This window comes from Acinetobacter sp. TY1 (assembly GCF_048551395.1).
Lineage (GTDB): Bacteria > Pseudomonadota > Gammaproteobacteria > Pseudomonadales > Moraxellaceae > Acinetobacter.
In genome coordinates this window covers 89612-107297 of record NZ_JBLYZK010000005.1, presented here as the reverse complement: position 1 = coordinate 107297, position 17686 = coordinate 89612, and the positions used below count along the sequence as shown (strand labels likewise).

The window sequence follows — 17686 nt, the reverse complement described above, 5'->3', positions numbered from 1 at the left end:
AAAATGCTTCACCATAATTGAAATCTTTCCGACCAATAAATCGTTTTTTTATCCTACACATAAAAAACGCTACCTGATAGTAGCGTTTTCAATTTCACATCAATCTTACAAGAAATTATTGTGGGCGATTTTTCAACTCATCACGAATTTCACGTAACAATTCAATATCTGGTGGCGTTGTATCTACCGCTTCTTCTGGTTTACGGATACGATTAATCACTTTCACAAGAATAAATACGACCCACATTAAAATGAGGAAATTCAATACAATCGTAATAAAATTACCGTATGTTAAAACGTTTACACCAGCTTTTGTTAATGCATCTAAAGAAGTTAGGTTGTCTGGATTATTGCCGAGTACAACAAATTTTTGTGTAAAATCAACACCACCACCAGTAAGCACTGAAATTAAAGGCATGATAATGTCTTTAACCAATGAATCGATAATTTTGTTGAAAGCCCCACCAATGATGACACCTATTGCTAAGTCCATCATATTGCCTTTTATAGCAAATTCTTTGAATTCCGAAATAATACTCATATTTTGCTCCACGCTTGTTTTATTGCGTAATTTTTTATGTGATGAAGTATACAGAATACTTTTATTCAATTCCGTCTAATTTACTTTGTTTTTTTCATTTTCCAAGATTATTTTCTTAAATATTACAAAAAAAATCGCTTAGTTTACATACATCAATAAAATTAAATTCAAACAATCTCACTGGCAGACATAAAAAAACCGCAATCCTAAACAGGATTGCGGTTTTTCAACTCACAATTCAGATTATTTACCTGAACGGTTACGTTTACGTTCGTTTTCAGTCAAATGACGTTTACGAATACGGATTGACTTAGGTGTTACTTCAACTAACTCGTCATCTTCAATGAATTCAAGTGCTTGTTCAAGTGTGTATTCAACAGCTGGAGTCAACGTTAACGCTTCATCTGTACCAGATGCACGTACGTTTGTTAACTGTTTCGCTTTAGTTGGGTTAACTGTCATGTCGTCTGAACGAGAGTTAATACCAATGATCATACCTTCGTAAACTTCTAACTGAGGTTTAGCGAATAGACGACCACGGTCTTGCAATGTGAACAATGCATAGCCCAAGCACACGCCTTGAACCATAGAAATCAACACACCGTTTTGACGTTTCGCAACAGTACCTTGTTTCATTGGACCGTAATGCGAGAAGCTTGATGTCATGATCCCTGTACCAGAAGTCATGGTCAAGAATTCAGAACGGAAACCGATTAAGCCACGTGAAGGAACAGTTGCTTCAATACGGATACGACCTTTACCGTCAACTTCCATATTGGTCATTTCGCCTTTACGATGACCCATTTGTTCCATTACAGCACCTTGGTGCTGTTCTTCAACGTCAAATGTTACGTTTTCGTATGGTTCTTGCTTTTCGCCGTCAACTTCTTTCAAGATTACTTGTGGACGTGATACGCCCATTTCGAAGCCTTCACGACGCATGTTTTCAATAAGAACTGAAAGGTGAAGTTCACCACGACCCGATACTTTAAAACGGTCAGGACTGTCAGTATCTTCAACACGTAATGCTACGTTGTGAATCAATTCACGATCTAGACGCTCACGGATGTTACGTGAAGTAACGAATTTACCTTCTTTACCAGCAAACGGTGAGTTGTTTACTTGGAAAGTCATGGTTACTGTAGGTTCATCTACAGACAATGGTGGCAAAGCTTCAACATTTTTCGGATCACAAATAGTGTCAGAAATATGAAGCTCATCAATACCTGTGATGCATACGATATCACCTGCTTGAGCAGATTCAACATCAATACGTTCTAAACCATGGTAACCCATGATTTTTAAGATACGACCGTTACGCGTCTTACCTTCTTTATCAATTACAGTTACAGGTGTGTTTAATTTCACTGAACCGCGTTGAATACGACCAACACCAATTACACCAACAAAGCTGTTGTAATCAAGTGAAGAAATTTGCATTTGGAATGGACCATCAACATCAACTGCTGGTGGTTCAACGATATCTACAATTGTTTGGAACAATGGTGTCATATCTTCCGCAAGTTCTTCTGGAGAAGGACCAGCAACACCACGAAGACCTGAAGCATAAACAACTGGGAAGTCTAACTGTTCGTCAGAACCGCCTAAGTTATCGAACAAATCGAATACTTGGTCAATTACCCAATCTGGACGCGCGCTTGGCTTGTCTACTTTGTTAATAATTACGATTGGTTTCAAACCACGTGCGAACGCTTTTTGCGTTACGAAACGAGTTTGTGGCATTGGACCTTCTTGAGAATCGACAAGAAGAAGTACGCAGTCAACCATAGACATTACGCGTTCAACTTCACCACCGAAGTCAGCATGTCCTGGGGTATCCACGATGTTAATGCGGTATTCTGTATTTGTACGTGCATCAGTCCATTTAATTGCAGTGTTTTTTGCAAGAATGGTAATACCACGTTCACTTTCAATTGCACCAGAATCCATCACACGTTCGATTTCACCCGCGCGATCACCTAATGCACCTGATTGTTGTAAAAGTTTGTCGACAAGAGTCGTTTTACCATGATCGACGTGCGCAATGATGGCAATGTTACGGAGTGTTTTAATATCTGACATGTAAATTCGATACGCCTAAAGTTTGAGGGCAAATTATACAGAAAAAATATAGATTTTAGTAGTGACAGTTTATTGACAGTTACAAGTTTTTTCTCCAACAGTTCGCTTTTTCTTTTGTAAAGGAGTGTAAAGAGATTAGAATGACACCACCTTGCCGCATTCTTTCCTATCTCATGTCTGATTTAAACCACTCTCCGGAGCAAGAACAAGCGTCTATTGATCTTGTTTATGCTCTAAATGATCGTCCAAAACCAATCATTGCTTTTTTTGCAGCACTGCAACATTTGCTTGCAATTATTGTCCCAATTGTTACACCAGGACTTTTAATTTGTTTGGCACTCGGTGTTTCAGCACAAGATACCAACATGATTTTATCAATGTCATTGGTGATTTCAGGTATCGCAACCTATTTACAATGTAAAAAAGTCGGTCCTTTTGGCGCAGGCTTACTCATTGTCCAAGGCACAAGTTTCAACTTTATTGGTCCTATTATTGGAATTGGCTCTGCAATGGTTGCCGCTGGCACTCCTGTAGAAGCGGTGATGTCTGCCATTTTTGGTGTAGTCATTGCGGGTTCATTTATTGAAATGGGCGTTTCGCGCATTTTGCCTTGGGTTAAAAAGCTCATTACGCCTTTGGTTACAGGTATTGTTGTACTATTGATTGGTTTGACCCTGATTAAAGAAGGTTTGATCAGTATGGGTGGTGGTTATCAGGCAATGGGAGATAAAACTTTTGCAAGTGCCGATAATCTAATCATGTCATGTACTGTACTTGGCATTATTATTTTACTCAACCGTGTCAAAATTGTTTGGGTAAAAAGTTCTGCAATCTTAATCGCATTAATCATTGGCTATGCATTGGCAGGCTATATGGGCTATTTAAACTTTTCAGGTTTAAAAGATGCGCCTTTTATCCAAATTCCAACTCCAATGCATTTTGGTATTAGCTTCTCTTGGAGTTTGTTTATTCCAATGGCATTTATTTACCTTGTGACTTCTTTGGAAGCGATTGGTGATGTCACTGCAACCTCTAAAATTTCCAATCAACCTGTAGATGGTCCTGTTTGGATGGAGCGTATTAAAGGTGGTGTGTTGGTGAATGGTGCGAACTCATTCCTCGCAGGTATTTTCAACACTTTCCCAAGCTCAGTATTTGCACAAAATAATGGTGTAATTCAATTGACAGGTGTTGCAAGCCGTTATGTGGGTATTTGGATTGCCATCATGTTGGTGGTTCTAGGACTATTTCCTGCTGTATCAGGTGTAATTCAAGCTGTGCCTCAAGCCGTCCTTGGTGGTGCTGTCATGGTGATGTTTGGTGCGGTTGCTGCATCAGGAATCAATATTTTATCGGGTGTTCAATTAGATCGCCGCGCTCTATTGATCATTGCAATTTCATTGGCATTAGGCTTAGGTGTTGCACAAGTTCCTCAAATTTTGGAGCACTTACCAGAGCTTGCACGTAATATTTTCAGCTCAGGTGTTGCAACAGGTGGATTAACTGCATTGATTCTCAACATCGTATTGCCTGCGACTAAAAAATAAGTCAAGTTTTCTTTATAATGCCCAGCTTAGTCTGGGCATTATTGTCCTAAATTTTACTCATGGATGCCAAATATGGAGCCAAAAAGTGAAGTCGTCATTCGTCAGCATGACTATCTTTCCGGGCGTGTATTATTCATTAATGCACCAACAGATGATTTACTGAGCAACTTAGCACAGGACATCGAACCTGCTGTATGGACGTGGAATTACAACGATCTTCAGTATTTCCAACAACGCTCAGCAACTGTCCATTTTGGCACCCTGCTGCCTGAACAAGATTTTGATCAGGCTGTCATTTTTGTTCCAAAATCAAAAGAATTGCTCAATTATATTTTACATAATGTCGCAAGCCGCTTAGTACAAGGTGCATCTATTTTCCTTGTTGGAGAAAAGAAAGCTGGCGTTGAACGTGCTGCTAAACAACTGCAACCGTATGGTCAAGCAGTAAAATTGGATAGCGCACGTCACTGTCAAATGTGGCAAGTCAGCCTCGAAACTACAGTGAAAGCCAAACCACTTGCAGATTGGGCACAGCAATATACGGTAGCTACACCAAATGGTGATTTGACAATTTGTTCTTTGCCTGGTGTTTTTAGCCAAAATCGCTTAGATATTGGCACTGCGGTACTTTTACCTTATTTATCGCAAGTAACTGCGGGTAAAATTGCTGATTTCGGTTGTGGAGCAGGCGTGATCAGTGCTTATTTAAGTAAATTAAATCCAAAGAATCGTATTTTTGCTTTAGATGTTGATGCTTTTGCTTTAGCATCAACTCAAATGACGTTTGAAAAAAATAATTTACCATTAGAACAACTCGAAGTTAAAGCCGTTACAGGGATTGAAGATGCGCCATTGTTTTTGCATGCGATCGTCAGTAACCCTCCATTCCACCAAGGAATTCAAACTGATTACAATGCCAGTGAAAATTTATGTAAAACATCACGACGCCATTTAAAATCAGGAGGAGAACTTTGGATTGTGGCAAACCGCTTCCTGAATTACCCATTACTGATCGAGCAAAGTTTTAAACATTGTACGACCAAAGCAGATCAACAAGGCTTTAAAGTGCTGTTCGCCAACACTCAAAAAAATATTAAGGAATGAAGATGAGCGAAACAGATCATCAACAGCTTAAGCGTAAGCTTGGCGCTAGACATCTCAACATGATCGCCATTGGCGGTTCCATTGGCACTGGATTATTTTTAGCATCAGGTCAAACCATTGCCACTGCAGGACCTGGCGGTGCATTACTTGCTTATGCACTTATTGGTATCATGATTTATTTCCTCATGACGAGCCTTGGTGAACTGGCAACGCACAACCCTACTTCAGGTGCATTTTTTACCTACGGTACAAAATATGTCGAAGGTGGCTTTGGTTTTGCCCTTGGTTGGAACTATTGGTATAACTGGGCAATTACGGTCGCTTTTGAATTAGTTGCAGTGCAGTTCATCATGAAGTTTTGGTTTCCAGATGTTCCTGGTTTTTGGTGGAGTGCACTGTTCCTTGCAGTTATTTTCTTTATTAATGCACTCACTGTAAAAGGCTTTGGTGAAAGTGAATTTTTATTCTCTTTGGTTAAAGTTGTTGCCATTATTTTCTTTATTATTATTGGCTTATACACGATTGGTAAAATCATGCTTGATCCAATGCAATCTATCACTAAAAACTGGACGATTGCTGAAGCGCCATTTGTTGGTGGTTTCAATGCGCTCATTGGTGTTGCCATGATTGCCGGATTCTCTTTCCAAGGCACAGAAATGGTTGGGGTTGCTGCGGGTGAATCTAAAGATCCGAAGAAAACCATTCCTATTGCGATTAAGCAAATTTTTTGGCGAATCCTTTTATTCTATATTCTATGTATTTTCATTATTGGCACACTGGTCGCTTATACTGATCCAAACCTTGCATTGGCGGCTGAAGGCGATGGCAACATCACCCTCTCACCATTTACATTGTTGTATGAAAAAGCGGGTCTTGCATTCGCAGCTGGTCTAATGAATGCCGTGATTTTAACTGCTATTTTATCTGCAGGTAACTCTGGCATGTACTCATCTACACGTATGTTGTGGAATATGGCGAAAAACGGTAGTGCGCCTAAAACTTTTGCAAAACTTGATGTACGTGGCGTTCCAATGAATGCTTTGTATGCGACAACAGCAATTGCAGCACTATGTTTCTTAACGACATTTATTGGTGAGCAACAAGTTTTCACATGGTTGCTTAACATGTCGGGAATGTGTGGTTTTATTGTTTGGTTAGGCATTGCAATTTCGCACTACCGTTTCCGCAAAGGCTACTTAGCTCAAGGCAACAAACTTGAAGATCTTGCTTATACTGCCAAATTCTTCCCATTTGCACCTTGGTTTGCATTTATTCTGTGCGCCATTGTGGTCTTGGGGCAGAACTATCAAGCGGTACTTGCGGGTGATTGGATGGCCGTAATTTCAACCTATATTAGCTTGCCGTTATTCCTTGCGATTTGGCTCGGTTATAAATGGAAACATAAAACTAAGCTGATTCCTTATGAAAAAATGGATGTACAACCGATGGAAGTAGAAAAAGAATAATTTTTCTCTTCAAATATATTTCTAAATAGGTAGCTCATCAGCTACCTATTTTTATATTATTACTTTTTAAATAATGATTTACATCAAAATTGAATTATAAGTCATCAATTTCATCATTAAAAATTATCCATTTATTTTAACCTGACTACTTGACTGTTTAAAATTTCCGCATAAAATACGCAACACTGACTAAAATAGCTCAGTCATCGTTAATCTTTTAGAAGGAGTACATCATGCCAAAATTGGAAATCACAACGTAATCAGGCAGATGTCAACTCACGGACAACTGCTTGTACTAAACAACAGTGTCCGAATGCAAAGAATTTAAACCTAGCATTCGCTAGGTTTTTTTACGCCTCATCAAATATAGACTTGAGCAATTCACCTAAATTCGGACAAAAAATACAATAAAAGATATGAGCACATCATGGCTATACAAATGATTTTAAACGCCAAAGCTGAATATGGCGTTCCAGTAAAAATTTTCACTCAGGATGTCGATGCAGAAAGCCTGACCCAGTTAGGTAAAATGTCGCAATTACAGTTTATTCACTCACACATTGCGGTCATGCCCGATGTTCATGTCGGTAAAGGTGCAACAGTAGGAAGTGTTATTCCTACTAAAAATGCGATTATTCCTGCTGCAGTTGGTGTCGATATTGGTTGTGGTATGAATGCTCTACGCTTGAGCCTAAAAGCATCGCAACTGCCTGATAATTTAAGCACATTGCGTAATGCGATTGAGCGTAAAGTGCCCGTCGGTTTTGAACTTCATAAACAAGTGAAAGCCAAAGCATCAACACTTTCACCACTCGATAAAAAACTGAAATTGATTACAGATAAGCACCCTGCTTTAAAGCGCATGTTGCGAAATTTTGATTCTACATGGCAAAAACAACTTGGTACTTTAGGCGGTGGTAATCACTTTATTGAACTTTGCTTAGATGAACAGAACGATGTTTGGGTCATGTTACATTCAGGCAGTAGAGGGCTTGGCAATGTGATTGGTACTTATTTTATTGAACGTGCTAAGAAAGAAGCACAAAGTCGTTTTGGGCATGCTCCTGATAAAGACTTAAGCTATTTTGCCGAAGGTTCCATTAGTTTTGATGATTATTTTGAAGCTGTCGAATGGGCACAAGAATATGCTTATGAAAATCGTCGTGAAATGATGCGTTTGATTTTAGAAGCCATTCGTCCATTATTACCAAGTTTTCAAATGACCAAGGAAGCGATAAATTGCCACCATAATTATGTGCAAAAAGAACTTCATTTCGGTGAAGAGGTTTTTGTTACCCGTAAAGGTGCAATTCGTGCAGGACTCGATGAATACGGCATTATTCCTGGTTCAATGGGTGCTCAATCCTTTATTGTCAAAGGTAAAGGAAATCCTGATTCATTTTGCTCATGCTCTCATGGTGCAGGACGAAAAATGAGTCGAACTAAGGCAAAAAATCTGTTTAATCAACAAGATTTAATTGCTCAAACCGAAGGTATTGAATGTCGCAAAGACAAAGGTGTTGTTGATGAAATTCCAAGTGCTTACAAGGACATTCATCAAGTTATGGCAAATCAAAGTGATTTAATTGAAGTTGTACATACCTTAAAACAAGTTCTTTGTATTAAAGGTTAAGTACTTCAGTTTAAAATTCAATTTTAAAACCTAACCTCAGCAAGTCCATCTTGATGTCAATTCGAGATGGACTAATTTTTTATTTAGCAATAGTTTTTATTCACCAATAATAATCACTTGACGACAAATACCCTCAGCTTGGCGTTGTTGCTCAAAAACTGCTATCGGCATCGCATCAAAACTATCAAAGAAACAGACTTCTTCTGAGTCAGCTGAATAAATAAGAGAATGATTGCCAACACCATCTAAAGTATCGTAATACACAATCACAAATTTACCTTGCTCAATTGCTTGTAAGATTTGAGCATATTCAATTGCAGCTTGAACAGGAATACTCATCTCTGCAGCTTTTTGATAAAACCATTGTTCCGTCGGCTGTAAATCAGAATCAGGATCTGTATAAAAGGAAACATGTAGACCAAGTTGTTTTAATGCAACAGCAAGACTAATGGTTGAAGTTCCCTCATCCTCAGTATGGCGACACAGCTGAACAAGATCTGTTATTTCAAGATCAACCTCATAATGTTGAAACAACATCCAAATCGCATAAAGTCCACCATTGGCAGGTAAATCTTGCAACTGTTTTGGAATATCCATAATTCAGGTCAACATACTATTTTAATGAAGTTATCAGTATTATATTCGATCTAAATATAAAAAAATTGAAGTACTTTGCGATAAAATTTTTATCGCTTCTAGTCTTAATCACTTATAAATCTAATCTAAAGTTCAAATTTCATAACTTATTTACTAAAAAATAACGCCAGTCAGTCTGGAGTCTGAATGACGTTACATACACTAAAAGTCTGCTGAAAAATAAATCTTTACCGTAGTCTCAATGTTGCTGTTACACGTCTATTTTTAGCACGACCTTCAGATGTTGCATTGCTCGCAATCGGTTGTGCAGAACCTAAACCACTTGCAATAATCTGTGATGGATTAGCTCCATACTCTCGAATCATTTGATTACGTACCGCATTTGCTCTCTCCAAGGAGATACGTTTATTCGTTGCACTTCCACCACTGCTATCCGTAAACCCTTGTAAAACTAAAACATACCCCATATCTTTTTTCAAAAATTGAGAGGCTGCTGCAAGGTAAATATCATACTTATCTTCAACTGTTGCTGAATTATTTCCAAAATATAAAGATAAGCCTTTTTTAAGCTCATTCACCAAAAGCTGACTTTGGTCTGCAACTACAGGTACAGTAACTTTTGAAACTGAATTTGTAGATGAACATCCAACCAACCCAACACTTCCCCCTATTAAAACAGGCAATATAAATTTTATCATTTCTAATTACTCTAAATTATTATGTGTGAAAAATTATTCATTTATAAATAATAATGTGATTTTAGTCACATATTTTAATTATAGCAATCTATTTAATGCTCAGACCGATGAAATAGCAGACATTAAAAAAGCGACCGAAGTCGCTTAATTAAATACATCAAATTTATTTACTATTTTCAGAGATCAAAGCCACTTGCTGCGCATAGTTAAATAAATTCAACTTTGACTCAGCGATCACTTCAGCAGATTTTTCTTGCTTAATATCACGAATAATACGCAAGCTATGCTGACGAATCGCATGATGCTCTGCAGCATTATAAGTCTTAATAAACTCTTTAATTGCAGGATCACCCTGAGCCACAATACGATCAACCCAACGTAATAATTGTGCCGTCTTCTTTGCACCCTGTTTTGGTGTCAAATAAGATAAAATTACCGTCTCATTTTCATTACGTAATAATTTACCAATACGTAAAAATTGGCGACGACGTGCTTCATGTGAGCTAATCAATTGAACATCAAGCAAAGCTTCAATCAAACGTTCTTCAACCGGTAAGGCTAAAATTTGTTTTTTAGATAGCTCTGCAAGTTGTTCACCTAAAGCAGCCATGCGTTGCACAGCTTTCTTTTGTTCAGTTTTACTTGCACGCCCTTCTAAAGATTCAAAGTCATCTTCAGTAAAACGTTGCGTACGACGTGCCACGATTAATCTGCCTCATAAAATTTTGCAGCGAAAAGTGCCTGAACTTCAGAGAGTGCTTTTTCCTCATCTGGACCTTCAATCACTAAACGCAAAGTGGTTCCCTTACCTGCTCCAAGCATGAGTAAAGAAAGAATATTCTTGGCATCGACCAATTTATCATCCTTCCCAATTTGAATCGATGAACGAAATTGGGTCGTGACTTCAATCAGCTTTCCTGATGCACGCGCATGTAACCCTAATTTATTAATTACGTCAACTGTTGTATCAATCATGACCAGTGCTTCATTTCCCTGTGTAAGACCTGAACAGACCATTCAGCTTGTAAAGCCTTCTGTAATCTATCGACAATATAAACAGAACGATGCTGTCCACCCGTACATCCAATGGACACCGTTATATAATGACGATGCCCTTCTGCAAATGCAGGCAACCACTTATTTAAAAAAGAGTAAATATCCTGATACATCTCATTGGCTTGATCACTCGATTGTAAAAAATTTTGAATTGGCTCATCTAAACCCGAAAATTTTCGCAACTCCAAATCCCAATGTGGATTAGGTAAATGTCGAACATCAAAGACAAAATCAGCATCTAATGGAATGCCGTGTTTATAACCAAATGATTGCAGAATTAAGATCAGTTTATCGGACTGTCCGAGTTTCGACAACAGCGTATCTTTTAAATCATGTACACTTTTGTCGGTAGTATCAATATGTACCGTTGCTCGAAGTTGAATAGGCAAGAGTAAAGTTTTTTCTTCTTGAATACATTCGTTTAAGCTTTGATAACGTACAGACAATGGATGTGGTCGTCTAGATGCACTAAATCGTGCAATCAGCTCTTGATCTCGTGTGGTCAAATAAATGACATCGACTGAGCCATGTCTTTGTAATACTTGGAATACATGGTCAAATTCTTGTAAATCTGCTCGTGTACTGCGCACATCTACACCAAGTGCGAGTTGCTCAAGATTATTTTCTTTATCGAGTTTTTCCACAATTTCAGGTAGCAATGCCAAAGGTAAATTATCAATACAGTAATAACCAAGATCTTCTAACACCTGCAATGCAGATGATTTCCCTGAACCTGATTGTCCTGTCACGATAAGTATACGCTTCATGGCATAGCGATCCTAAAATAGTGATTTAACAGTTAAATTAACTGCATTTATTATCCTACAGAGTGTTTAACCTGTAGATTATCAATTAAACGTGTTTTACCTAATTTTGCAGCGACAAACAAGATAACATCCTGATCAAACTGAGCCACCTTTTGTAACATAGGCGTACGTGCTTCAATGTAGTCGACAACAAGACCTGCTTGAGTCAATGCCGCACGAATTTGCTCAAGGCTTAGATCAAGTGCTGTTCCACCCTGTAATGCTTTTTCAGCCACTTTTAATGATTGATGAATCACAGGTGCAGTTTGACGTTCTTGTTCGGTTAAATAACCGTTACGAGAACTTAAAGCTAAACCATCTTCTGCACGTGCAATCGGCACACCAATGACTTCTAACGGCATATTCAAATCACGAACCAACTGTTTAATCACAGCCAATTGTTGAAAATCTTTTTGCCCAAAAAATGCAAAGTTAGGTTGCACAATATTGAATAACTTAGTCACCACCACAGCCACGCCATCAAAATGACCTGGGCGTTGCAAACCACACAAATCATTGGTGATTTCGCCCACGCTAATATTGGTCAAACGAGGCTGTTTACCGTACATTTGCTCAACTGTTGGTGCAAAAACAATATCACAACCCACTTCTGCAAGTAGATGACTGTCATGTTCTAAAGTACGTGGATAGTTATCAAAATCTTCATTTGGCCCAAACTGGATTGGATTGACAAAAATACTGACGACAACCACATCACACAGCTTGCGTGCTTCACGTACAAGATTTAAATGACCTTGATGTAAATTCCCCATTGTTGGCACAAAACCAATCGTTTTTCGTGCTGAACGTGCAGGATTTAATGATGCAGATAAACCTTGAATTGTTGTTTCAGTTTTCATGTTTACAGCTCAACCTGAAATATATGTTCTTTTGCAGGGAATGTTTTCTCTTGTACTGCAACGTGGTATGCCTTAAATGCATCCATAATTGCCATTTCACCAGACTGCTCTTTCATAAAATTACGCACAAAACGTGCCACACGACCAAAGGTTAATCCAAGCATATCTTGAACGACAAGCACCTGACCGTCTGTTTCAACGCCTGCACCAATACCAATCACAGGAACATTTGGAAATAACGCAGCAATTTCTGAACCAAGTTGTGAAGGCACACATTCAAGTAATAAAATTGCTGCGCCTGCATCTACCACAGCTTTACAATCTGCAATTAATTGATCAGCCGCTTCACGTGTTTTTGCTTGTAACTTATAACCACCAAATACATGTACAGACTGCGGTGTTAAGCCTAAATGTACACAAACTGGCACACCATTACGGGTCAAAACTTGTACTGTTTCAGACAGCCATGCACCACCCTCAATTTTAATCATTTGTGCACCCGCCTGCATAACAGTACGAGAGTTCACTAATGCATCATTCAGAGTCGCATAGCTCATAAAAGGCAAATCACACATAATAAATGAATGTTGATTGCCACGACGTACAGCCGCAGTGTGATATGCCATATCGGCTACAGTGACAGGTAAGGTTGAATCATGCCCTTGCACGACCATACCCAACGAGTCACCAATTAAAATACTGTCAATTTCAGCAAGTTCCATTGCTTTTGCCATACTTGCATCATAACAAGTCAGACATGAAAACTTACGCCCTTGCTGCTTAAATTGTCTTAAATCACTTAGACTAATCATGACAATCATCCTCTATCAATGCGTGCTGCTCGGTTATACAACATTTGATTAATGTTGTGCCCAAGACGAACCTTCGAGTACAGTCAGGGTTGACTGCTGTACTAGATCTAGACTATGCAGTGCGATACCATTTATTTGAAGTTCGGCATCTAAATCCAATAAAGGAATCACCACAAAATCACGCTCAAGAATACCAACATGCGGTACCGTGAGCCGATCATTTATAATATTTTTTTCGCCATAAAGCAAAATATCTAAATCGAGTGTACGCTCTCCCCAATGACGTAAACGTACACGCCCAGATTCAAGTTCAAATCGTTGTAATTCATCAAGTAATAACAATGGCTCAAGATCAGTCACTAAACGAGCAACTGCATTATGATAATTCGGTTGATCTTGTGGTCCCATTGGGGGACTTTGATATAACCTTGAGACACTAACTGTACCGAGCGTCGCTAACTGCGCAACAGCCTCTTTGAGAATTTGAGCAGAATCACCAAGATTACTACCCATACCAATATAAGTGACGATGCTCATTGAGTCGGTCCAAAGACCACCTGTGTTAAATCACGCTGTACCCGTCTACGTTTCATAATCGGATGATCTGCATTGATTTCATTCGGATTACTTTGGACACGTGCATTACTGCCACCACGCGCATCATTACGGCTACGTGAATCATATGTACCACGCTGATCTCGACCATCACGCTCTGAAGAGGTTTTACGTGAGCGACGAGTACGAGCTTCGCTTTCTTTTACTAAGGGTTCAATTTCAGCAGACACTTGCTTTGGTTCTTCAACCACAGCTTCTGTTGTTGCTTTACGACGACTCTTAGCACGTTGACGATTGTATTGACTAATCGCACGTTCTTTTTCATCGGCAGACATATTTTGGTAAGCATCCCACCAAGTACCCATACCTTGAGCTGTTTCATCGCCTGACTTTTCACGCAACAATAGGAAGTCAAAACCTGCACGGAAACGTGCATGATTCGATAATGCCGCAATTTGCTGTGGTTTAGGATTCAACAAACGTGTTTGCATTTCCCAAACTTCACGAATAAACGTTTCAGCAAACCGTGGAATAATCGTACGTGTTGCTTGACGTTTAAGAACATCTAAGCCAGCTTGCGCACGCGCTTCAGCAGGAACCATACCTTTAGCAAGATGTGCTTCACAACGCTCTAAAAATGGTTTCCACAACAACACCGCATAGAAAAATGCTGGGTTGATGGTTTTACCCATCTGAATACGTTGATCTGTATTTTTAGCCGCGCGTTCCATAAATGTGGTAATGACAGGTGGAAATTCAGCAAACAATTGTTGCCAAATGCCAAATTCAATCAACATAGGCATCACACGATGTAAATGTCCCATGGTGAATAATTTTTGTGACTCATCATATAAACGGTGCGGTGATACATCACGCAGTAGTTCCGTCATTTGTGGAGTAAACACTTTAAGAATGGCAGGATCAATACTGAAATTGAGCTTAGCTGAAAAACGCAAAGTTCGTAGCATACGAACTGGATCTTCTTCAAAACGCAGAGCAGGATCACCAAGAAGGCGTAAAGTTTTTTCTTTTATATCTGTAATCGCGTTACAAAAATCTAGCACTTCACCTTTACGTGGTTGGTAGTACATCGCATTGATTGAAAAATCTCGGCGTACGAAATCCTCTTCAATTGTACCCCAATTATTATCGCGTAAAATCATACCCGCAGCAGAGGTCACCGCTTTTTTCGGTGGTGCTCGGAAGGTTGCAACTTCAATCAGTTCTCGACCCGAATATACATGAGCCAATTCAAAACGACGACCGATAATTCGACAACGGCGACCAAATACTTCTTTGACCTGATTCGGCGTTGCATTGGTAACGGCATCGAAATCCTTAGGATTTAAACCGAGCATTAAGTCACGCACACCACCGCCGACAATATATGCTTCATAGCCGGCTTTGGTTAAGGAGTCAATAACATCTAAAATTGAAGAAGGTAATTGAGCGGTGGATAATCCACACTTGGACGCATGCAAAGTTTGCAAAAGACGCTGTCTCCCAGGTCAGGACGTAAATATAATCATTATGCCAATCATATCGCTTACACAACCAAAGGGCAATTTATTATCCCCCATTCGATGCGTTAAGTTGATGATTATTTCACATCAAGATAAAAGGTAAATAAACGATTTATTTCTAAACTCGAATGAGATTCTTATTTTTTTCAAATAATTTAGGGCCAATACCTTTCACATTATTCAACTCCTCAATATTTTTAAACTTTCCTTGTTTTACTCGATAATCAATAATGGCTTGTGCTTTTTTTAAACCAATACCATTTAACTGCTGCAATTCATCTACCGTTGCAGTATTTAAATTAATTTTTCCCTGACTGATCGTTGCACCCTGTTTTACCACCGCTACAGGCTGAACAATAGGACGTGATAAATAGTGATTCGGTGAGGTAGGTACTTTTCCTTGTAGTTTTAGTTTTTCATCTTGTGCTTGTTGAGTTTCTTTCCATTTCAAATAGTTATGATCATATTGTTGTGCATGGGTAAAACTAATCATACACAACATAAGCCAACCAAAAGAACGAATAAAAAAGTCTAATTTCATACCGATTTTCCTGCTAAATTGCAGGTTTTACACCTGCCTCAATATTATTTTGATTGTTTTGTAAATGTTGTTTTGCTTCATCCCACAGCGCATCCATTTCCTGAAGATTTAGCTCAGTCAATGTTCTCTGCTGTTTTTTCACTTGTTGCTCAATATAAGCAAAACGTGTTTTAAATTTATAATTGGTGCTTAATAATGCCATCTCGCTCGATAGCCCAAGTTTACGACCAACATTAATAAATGAAAATAAACAATCACCAAATTCTGCTAGCATTTCATCGGAATTTTGATCGCTCATAGCTTCTTTAAATTCTGCAATTTCTTCTTCAACTTTGTCAAAGGCATCTTGAACTGTTGCAAAATCAAATCCAATTTCAGCCACATTTTTCTGAATACTCTCCGCTTGTATGATGGCTGAACCATGTTTGACTTGATCCAAACGACTCTGCACTTTACCTTGTTTTTCTTGTTGTTTGATTTCTTTCCACAATACAGACACTTGATCTACATCTAAATTTTCAAATTTTTCTTTTTGAAATACATGTGGATGTCTACGAATGAGTTTCTGACAAACAGCATTCACAACATCATTAAAATCAAAAGCACCTTGCTCATTATACATTTGCGATTGAAAAACCACTTGTAAAAGTAAATCACCAAGCTCATCACGCACATCATCTGTATGACCTGAACGCACCGCCTCTTCAACCTCATAGGCTTCTTCAATGGCATATTGAGTTAATGACTCTGGCGTTTGTTCTCGATCCCAAGGGCATTCTGCACGTAGTTTTTCCATAATCGCTAGTAACTGTTCCACATCATTCTCCCACAACCAAAGTTTGCTCGTCAGCATAGCAGATCATAAGAGTGACTGAAGATCCTTGTTATCAACAGGCATTTTATGTACAACTAAAGAAAATAAAATCTTCTCATTTTACAAAACTAAAAGGAATTTCAATGCATCAAAGTATTTTTATTAGTGGTGCTGCTCAAGGCATTGGTGCAGCCATCGCACGCTTGTTTTATCAACAAGGCTATAAAGTCGGAATTTATGATCTAAATGAAGCTTTAGCACAAGAACTTGCAACACAGTTAGGAATTAATGCCAAGGCAGGAAAGCTCGATGTCTGCCAATATGATCAATGGCAAACTGCACTACAAGAGTTCAGTGAATGGGCTGGTGAGCTCAATATTTTAGTCAATAATGCCGGAGTTTTATATTCAGGTGATTTCGTAAAAACCGACATTTCAGCACACCACCGCACCATTGATATTAATGTGAAAGGTGTTTTGAATGGTTGTCACGCAGCCCTACCACTCCTTCGTAAAGCACGGTTTGCACGTGTAATTAACCTTTCCTCTGCGTCTGCAATTTATGGGCAAGCTGACTTAGTATCTTATTCTGCAAGCAAATTTGCCGTACGAGGCATTACCGAAGGTTTAGATGTTGAATGGGAGCAATATGGTATTCGTGTGCTTGATGTGATGCCATTGTTTGTCCAAACTGCAATGATCAAAGATATGGATGCTGCAAGTATTCAAAATATTGGCGTAAGCTTAACACCTCAAAATGTTGCCGATGAAATCCTTACTTTAGTTAAAACTAAAGATTCCATTTTCACCCCAACACATACCCCTATTGGCTTAAAAACTAAAATTATGTATCAACTTTCAAATAAAAGCCCCCAATTTATCAACCGACTGAGTAACATTTTTATTAGTCGTAAATCATAAATATTTTCAAACCACTTATACACATCAATTATCGAAAACAGCGGTATTTACCAACACTATAAGCAGTTCAAATTTTAATTTTTCCTAAAAAAACCTGCATAAAGCAGGTTTTTTTATCACTATCGAATGAA

At 38.6% G+C, this 17686-nt stretch carries 18 protein-coding genes; 5 read left to right on the top strand and 13 right to left on the bottom strand.

The features are described 5' to 3' along the window. Positions 1–115: 115 nt before the first annotated feature. Together mscL and typA are read right to left on the bottom strand one after the other, a co-directional pair. On the bottom strand, positions 116–541 hold the full coding sequence (mscL, locus tag ACK2M2_RS05050) for a large conductance mechanosensitive channel protein MscL (RefSeq protein WP_409510856.1): 426 nt from the start codon (positions 539–541) through the stop codon (positions 116–118). A gap of 243 nt (positions 542–784) precedes the next feature. Next, entirely contained in the window at positions 785–2623 is a 1839-nt protein-coding gene (typA, locus tag ACK2M2_RS05045) for a translational GTPase TypA (RefSeq protein WP_409510855.1), read from the bottom strand. A gap of 173 nt (positions 2624–2796) precedes the next feature. Here typA and ACK2M2_RS05040 point away from each other — a divergent pair, with 173 nt between their 5' ends. The 4 genes from ACK2M2_RS05040 (at position 2797) to ACK2M2_RS05025 (ending at position 8373) form a co-directional block, all read left to right on the top strand. Then, entirely contained in the window at positions 2797–4170 is a 1374-nt protein-coding gene (locus ACK2M2_RS05040) for a uracil-xanthine permease family protein (protein ID WP_409510929.1), read from the top strand. A gap of 72 nt (positions 4171–4242) precedes the next feature. Next, positions 4243–5274 (top strand): methyltransferase, encoded by a 1032-nt coding sequence (locus ACK2M2_RS05035; RefSeq protein WP_409510854.1) that lies wholly within the window; start codon positions 4243–4245, stop codon positions 5272–5274. Between the two features lie 2 nt (positions 5275–5276). Next, positions 5277–6740, top strand: a complete 1464-nt coding sequence (locus ACK2M2_RS05030; protein ID WP_419346382.1) for an amino acid permease — start codon at positions 5277–5279, stop codon at positions 6738–6740. Positions 6741–7167: 427 nt separating this feature from the next. Continuing rightward, the gene (locus ACK2M2_RS05025; RefSeq protein ID WP_409510852.1) at positions 7168–8373 is read left to right on the top strand and encodes an RtcB family protein; all 1206 of its coding nucleotides are present in this window, start codon (positions 7168–7170) and stop codon (positions 8371–8373) included. 96 nt (positions 8374–8469) lie between these two features. On the opposite strand, the gene ACK2M2_RS05020 is transcribed toward ACK2M2_RS05025, so the two are convergent. From ACK2M2_RS05020 to mazG, 11 genes are all read right to left on the bottom strand, one after another. Next, the gene (locus tag ACK2M2_RS05020) at positions 8470–8970 is read right to left on the bottom strand and encodes a cysteine peptidase family C39 domain-containing protein (RefSeq protein WP_419346380.1); all 501 of its coding nucleotides are present in this window, start codon (positions 8968–8970) and stop codon (positions 8470–8472) included. Positions 8971–9197: 227 nt separating this feature from the next. Beyond that, positions 9198–9668 carry an OmpA family protein gene (locus ACK2M2_RS05015; protein ID WP_419346379.1) on the bottom strand — a complete coding sequence of 157 codons (471 nt, stop codon included), beginning with the start codon at positions 9666–9668 and terminating at the stop codon, positions 9198–9200. A 163-nt stretch (positions 9669–9831) separates the two neighbouring features. Continuing rightward, positions 9832–10371: a ribosome biogenesis factor YjgA gene (gene yjgA, locus ACK2M2_RS05010; RefSeq protein WP_409510849.1), complete on the bottom strand. Its 540-nt coding sequence runs from the start codon at positions 10369–10371 to the stop codon at positions 9832–9834. Between the two features lie 2 nt (positions 10372–10373). After that, complete coding sequence (locus tag ACK2M2_RS05005; RefSeq protein ID WP_409510848.1) at positions 10374–10643, bottom strand: HPr family phosphocarrier protein; 270 nt, start codon at positions 10641–10643, stop codon at positions 10374–10376. Continuing rightward, a complete protein-coding gene (gene rapZ, locus ACK2M2_RS05000) occupies positions 10640–11491 on the bottom strand; it encodes an RNase adapter RapZ (protein WP_419346377.1) in 852 nt (283 codons plus the stop codon). The genes ACK2M2_RS05005 and rapZ overlap by 4 nt, the downstream gene beginning before the upstream one ends. A gap of 50 nt (positions 11492–11541) precedes the next feature. Further along, entirely contained in the window at positions 11542–12390 is an 849-nt protein-coding gene (gene panC, locus ACK2M2_RS04995) for a pantoate--beta-alanine ligase (protein ID WP_409510846.1), read from the bottom strand. Positions 12391–12392: 2 nt separating this feature from the next. After that, a complete protein-coding gene (gene panB / locus ACK2M2_RS04990; RefSeq protein ID WP_419346375.1) occupies positions 12393–13202 on the bottom strand; it encodes a 3-methyl-2-oxobutanoate hydroxymethyltransferase in 810 nt (269 codons plus the stop codon). Between the two features lie 48 nt (positions 13203–13250). Further along, positions 13251–13739 carry a 2-amino-4-hydroxy-6-hydroxymethyldihydropteridine diphosphokinase gene (gene folK, locus ACK2M2_RS04985; protein ID WP_409510844.1) on the bottom strand — a complete coding sequence of 163 codons (489 nt, stop codon included), beginning with the start codon at positions 13737–13739 and terminating at the stop codon, positions 13251–13253. Next, the gene (gene pcnB, locus ACK2M2_RS04980) at positions 13736–15247 is read right to left on the bottom strand and encodes a polynucleotide adenylyltransferase PcnB (protein ID WP_419346374.1); all 1512 of its coding nucleotides are present in this window, start codon (positions 15245–15247) and stop codon (positions 13736–13738) included. The genes folK and pcnB overlap by 4 nt, the downstream gene beginning before the upstream one ends. A 151-nt stretch (positions 15248–15398) precedes the next feature. Further along, complete coding sequence (locus ACK2M2_RS04975) at positions 15399–15821, bottom strand: ComEA family DNA-binding protein (RefSeq protein ID WP_409510842.1); 423 nt, start codon at positions 15819–15821, stop codon at positions 15399–15401. 13 nt (positions 15822–15834) lie between these two features. Next, positions 15835–16638 (bottom strand): nucleoside triphosphate pyrophosphohydrolase, encoded by an 804-nt coding sequence (mazG, locus tag ACK2M2_RS04970; RefSeq protein WP_419346372.1) that lies wholly within the window; start codon positions 16636–16638, stop codon positions 15835–15837. Positions 16639–16778: 140 nt separating this feature from the next. Between mazG and ACK2M2_RS04965 the strand changes: the two genes are divergently transcribed. Then, positions 16779–17555: an SDR family oxidoreductase gene (locus tag ACK2M2_RS04965; RefSeq protein ID WP_419346370.1), complete on the top strand. Its 777-nt coding sequence runs from the start codon at positions 16779–16781 to the stop codon at positions 17553–17555. Positions 17556–17686 lie beyond the last annotated feature (131 nt).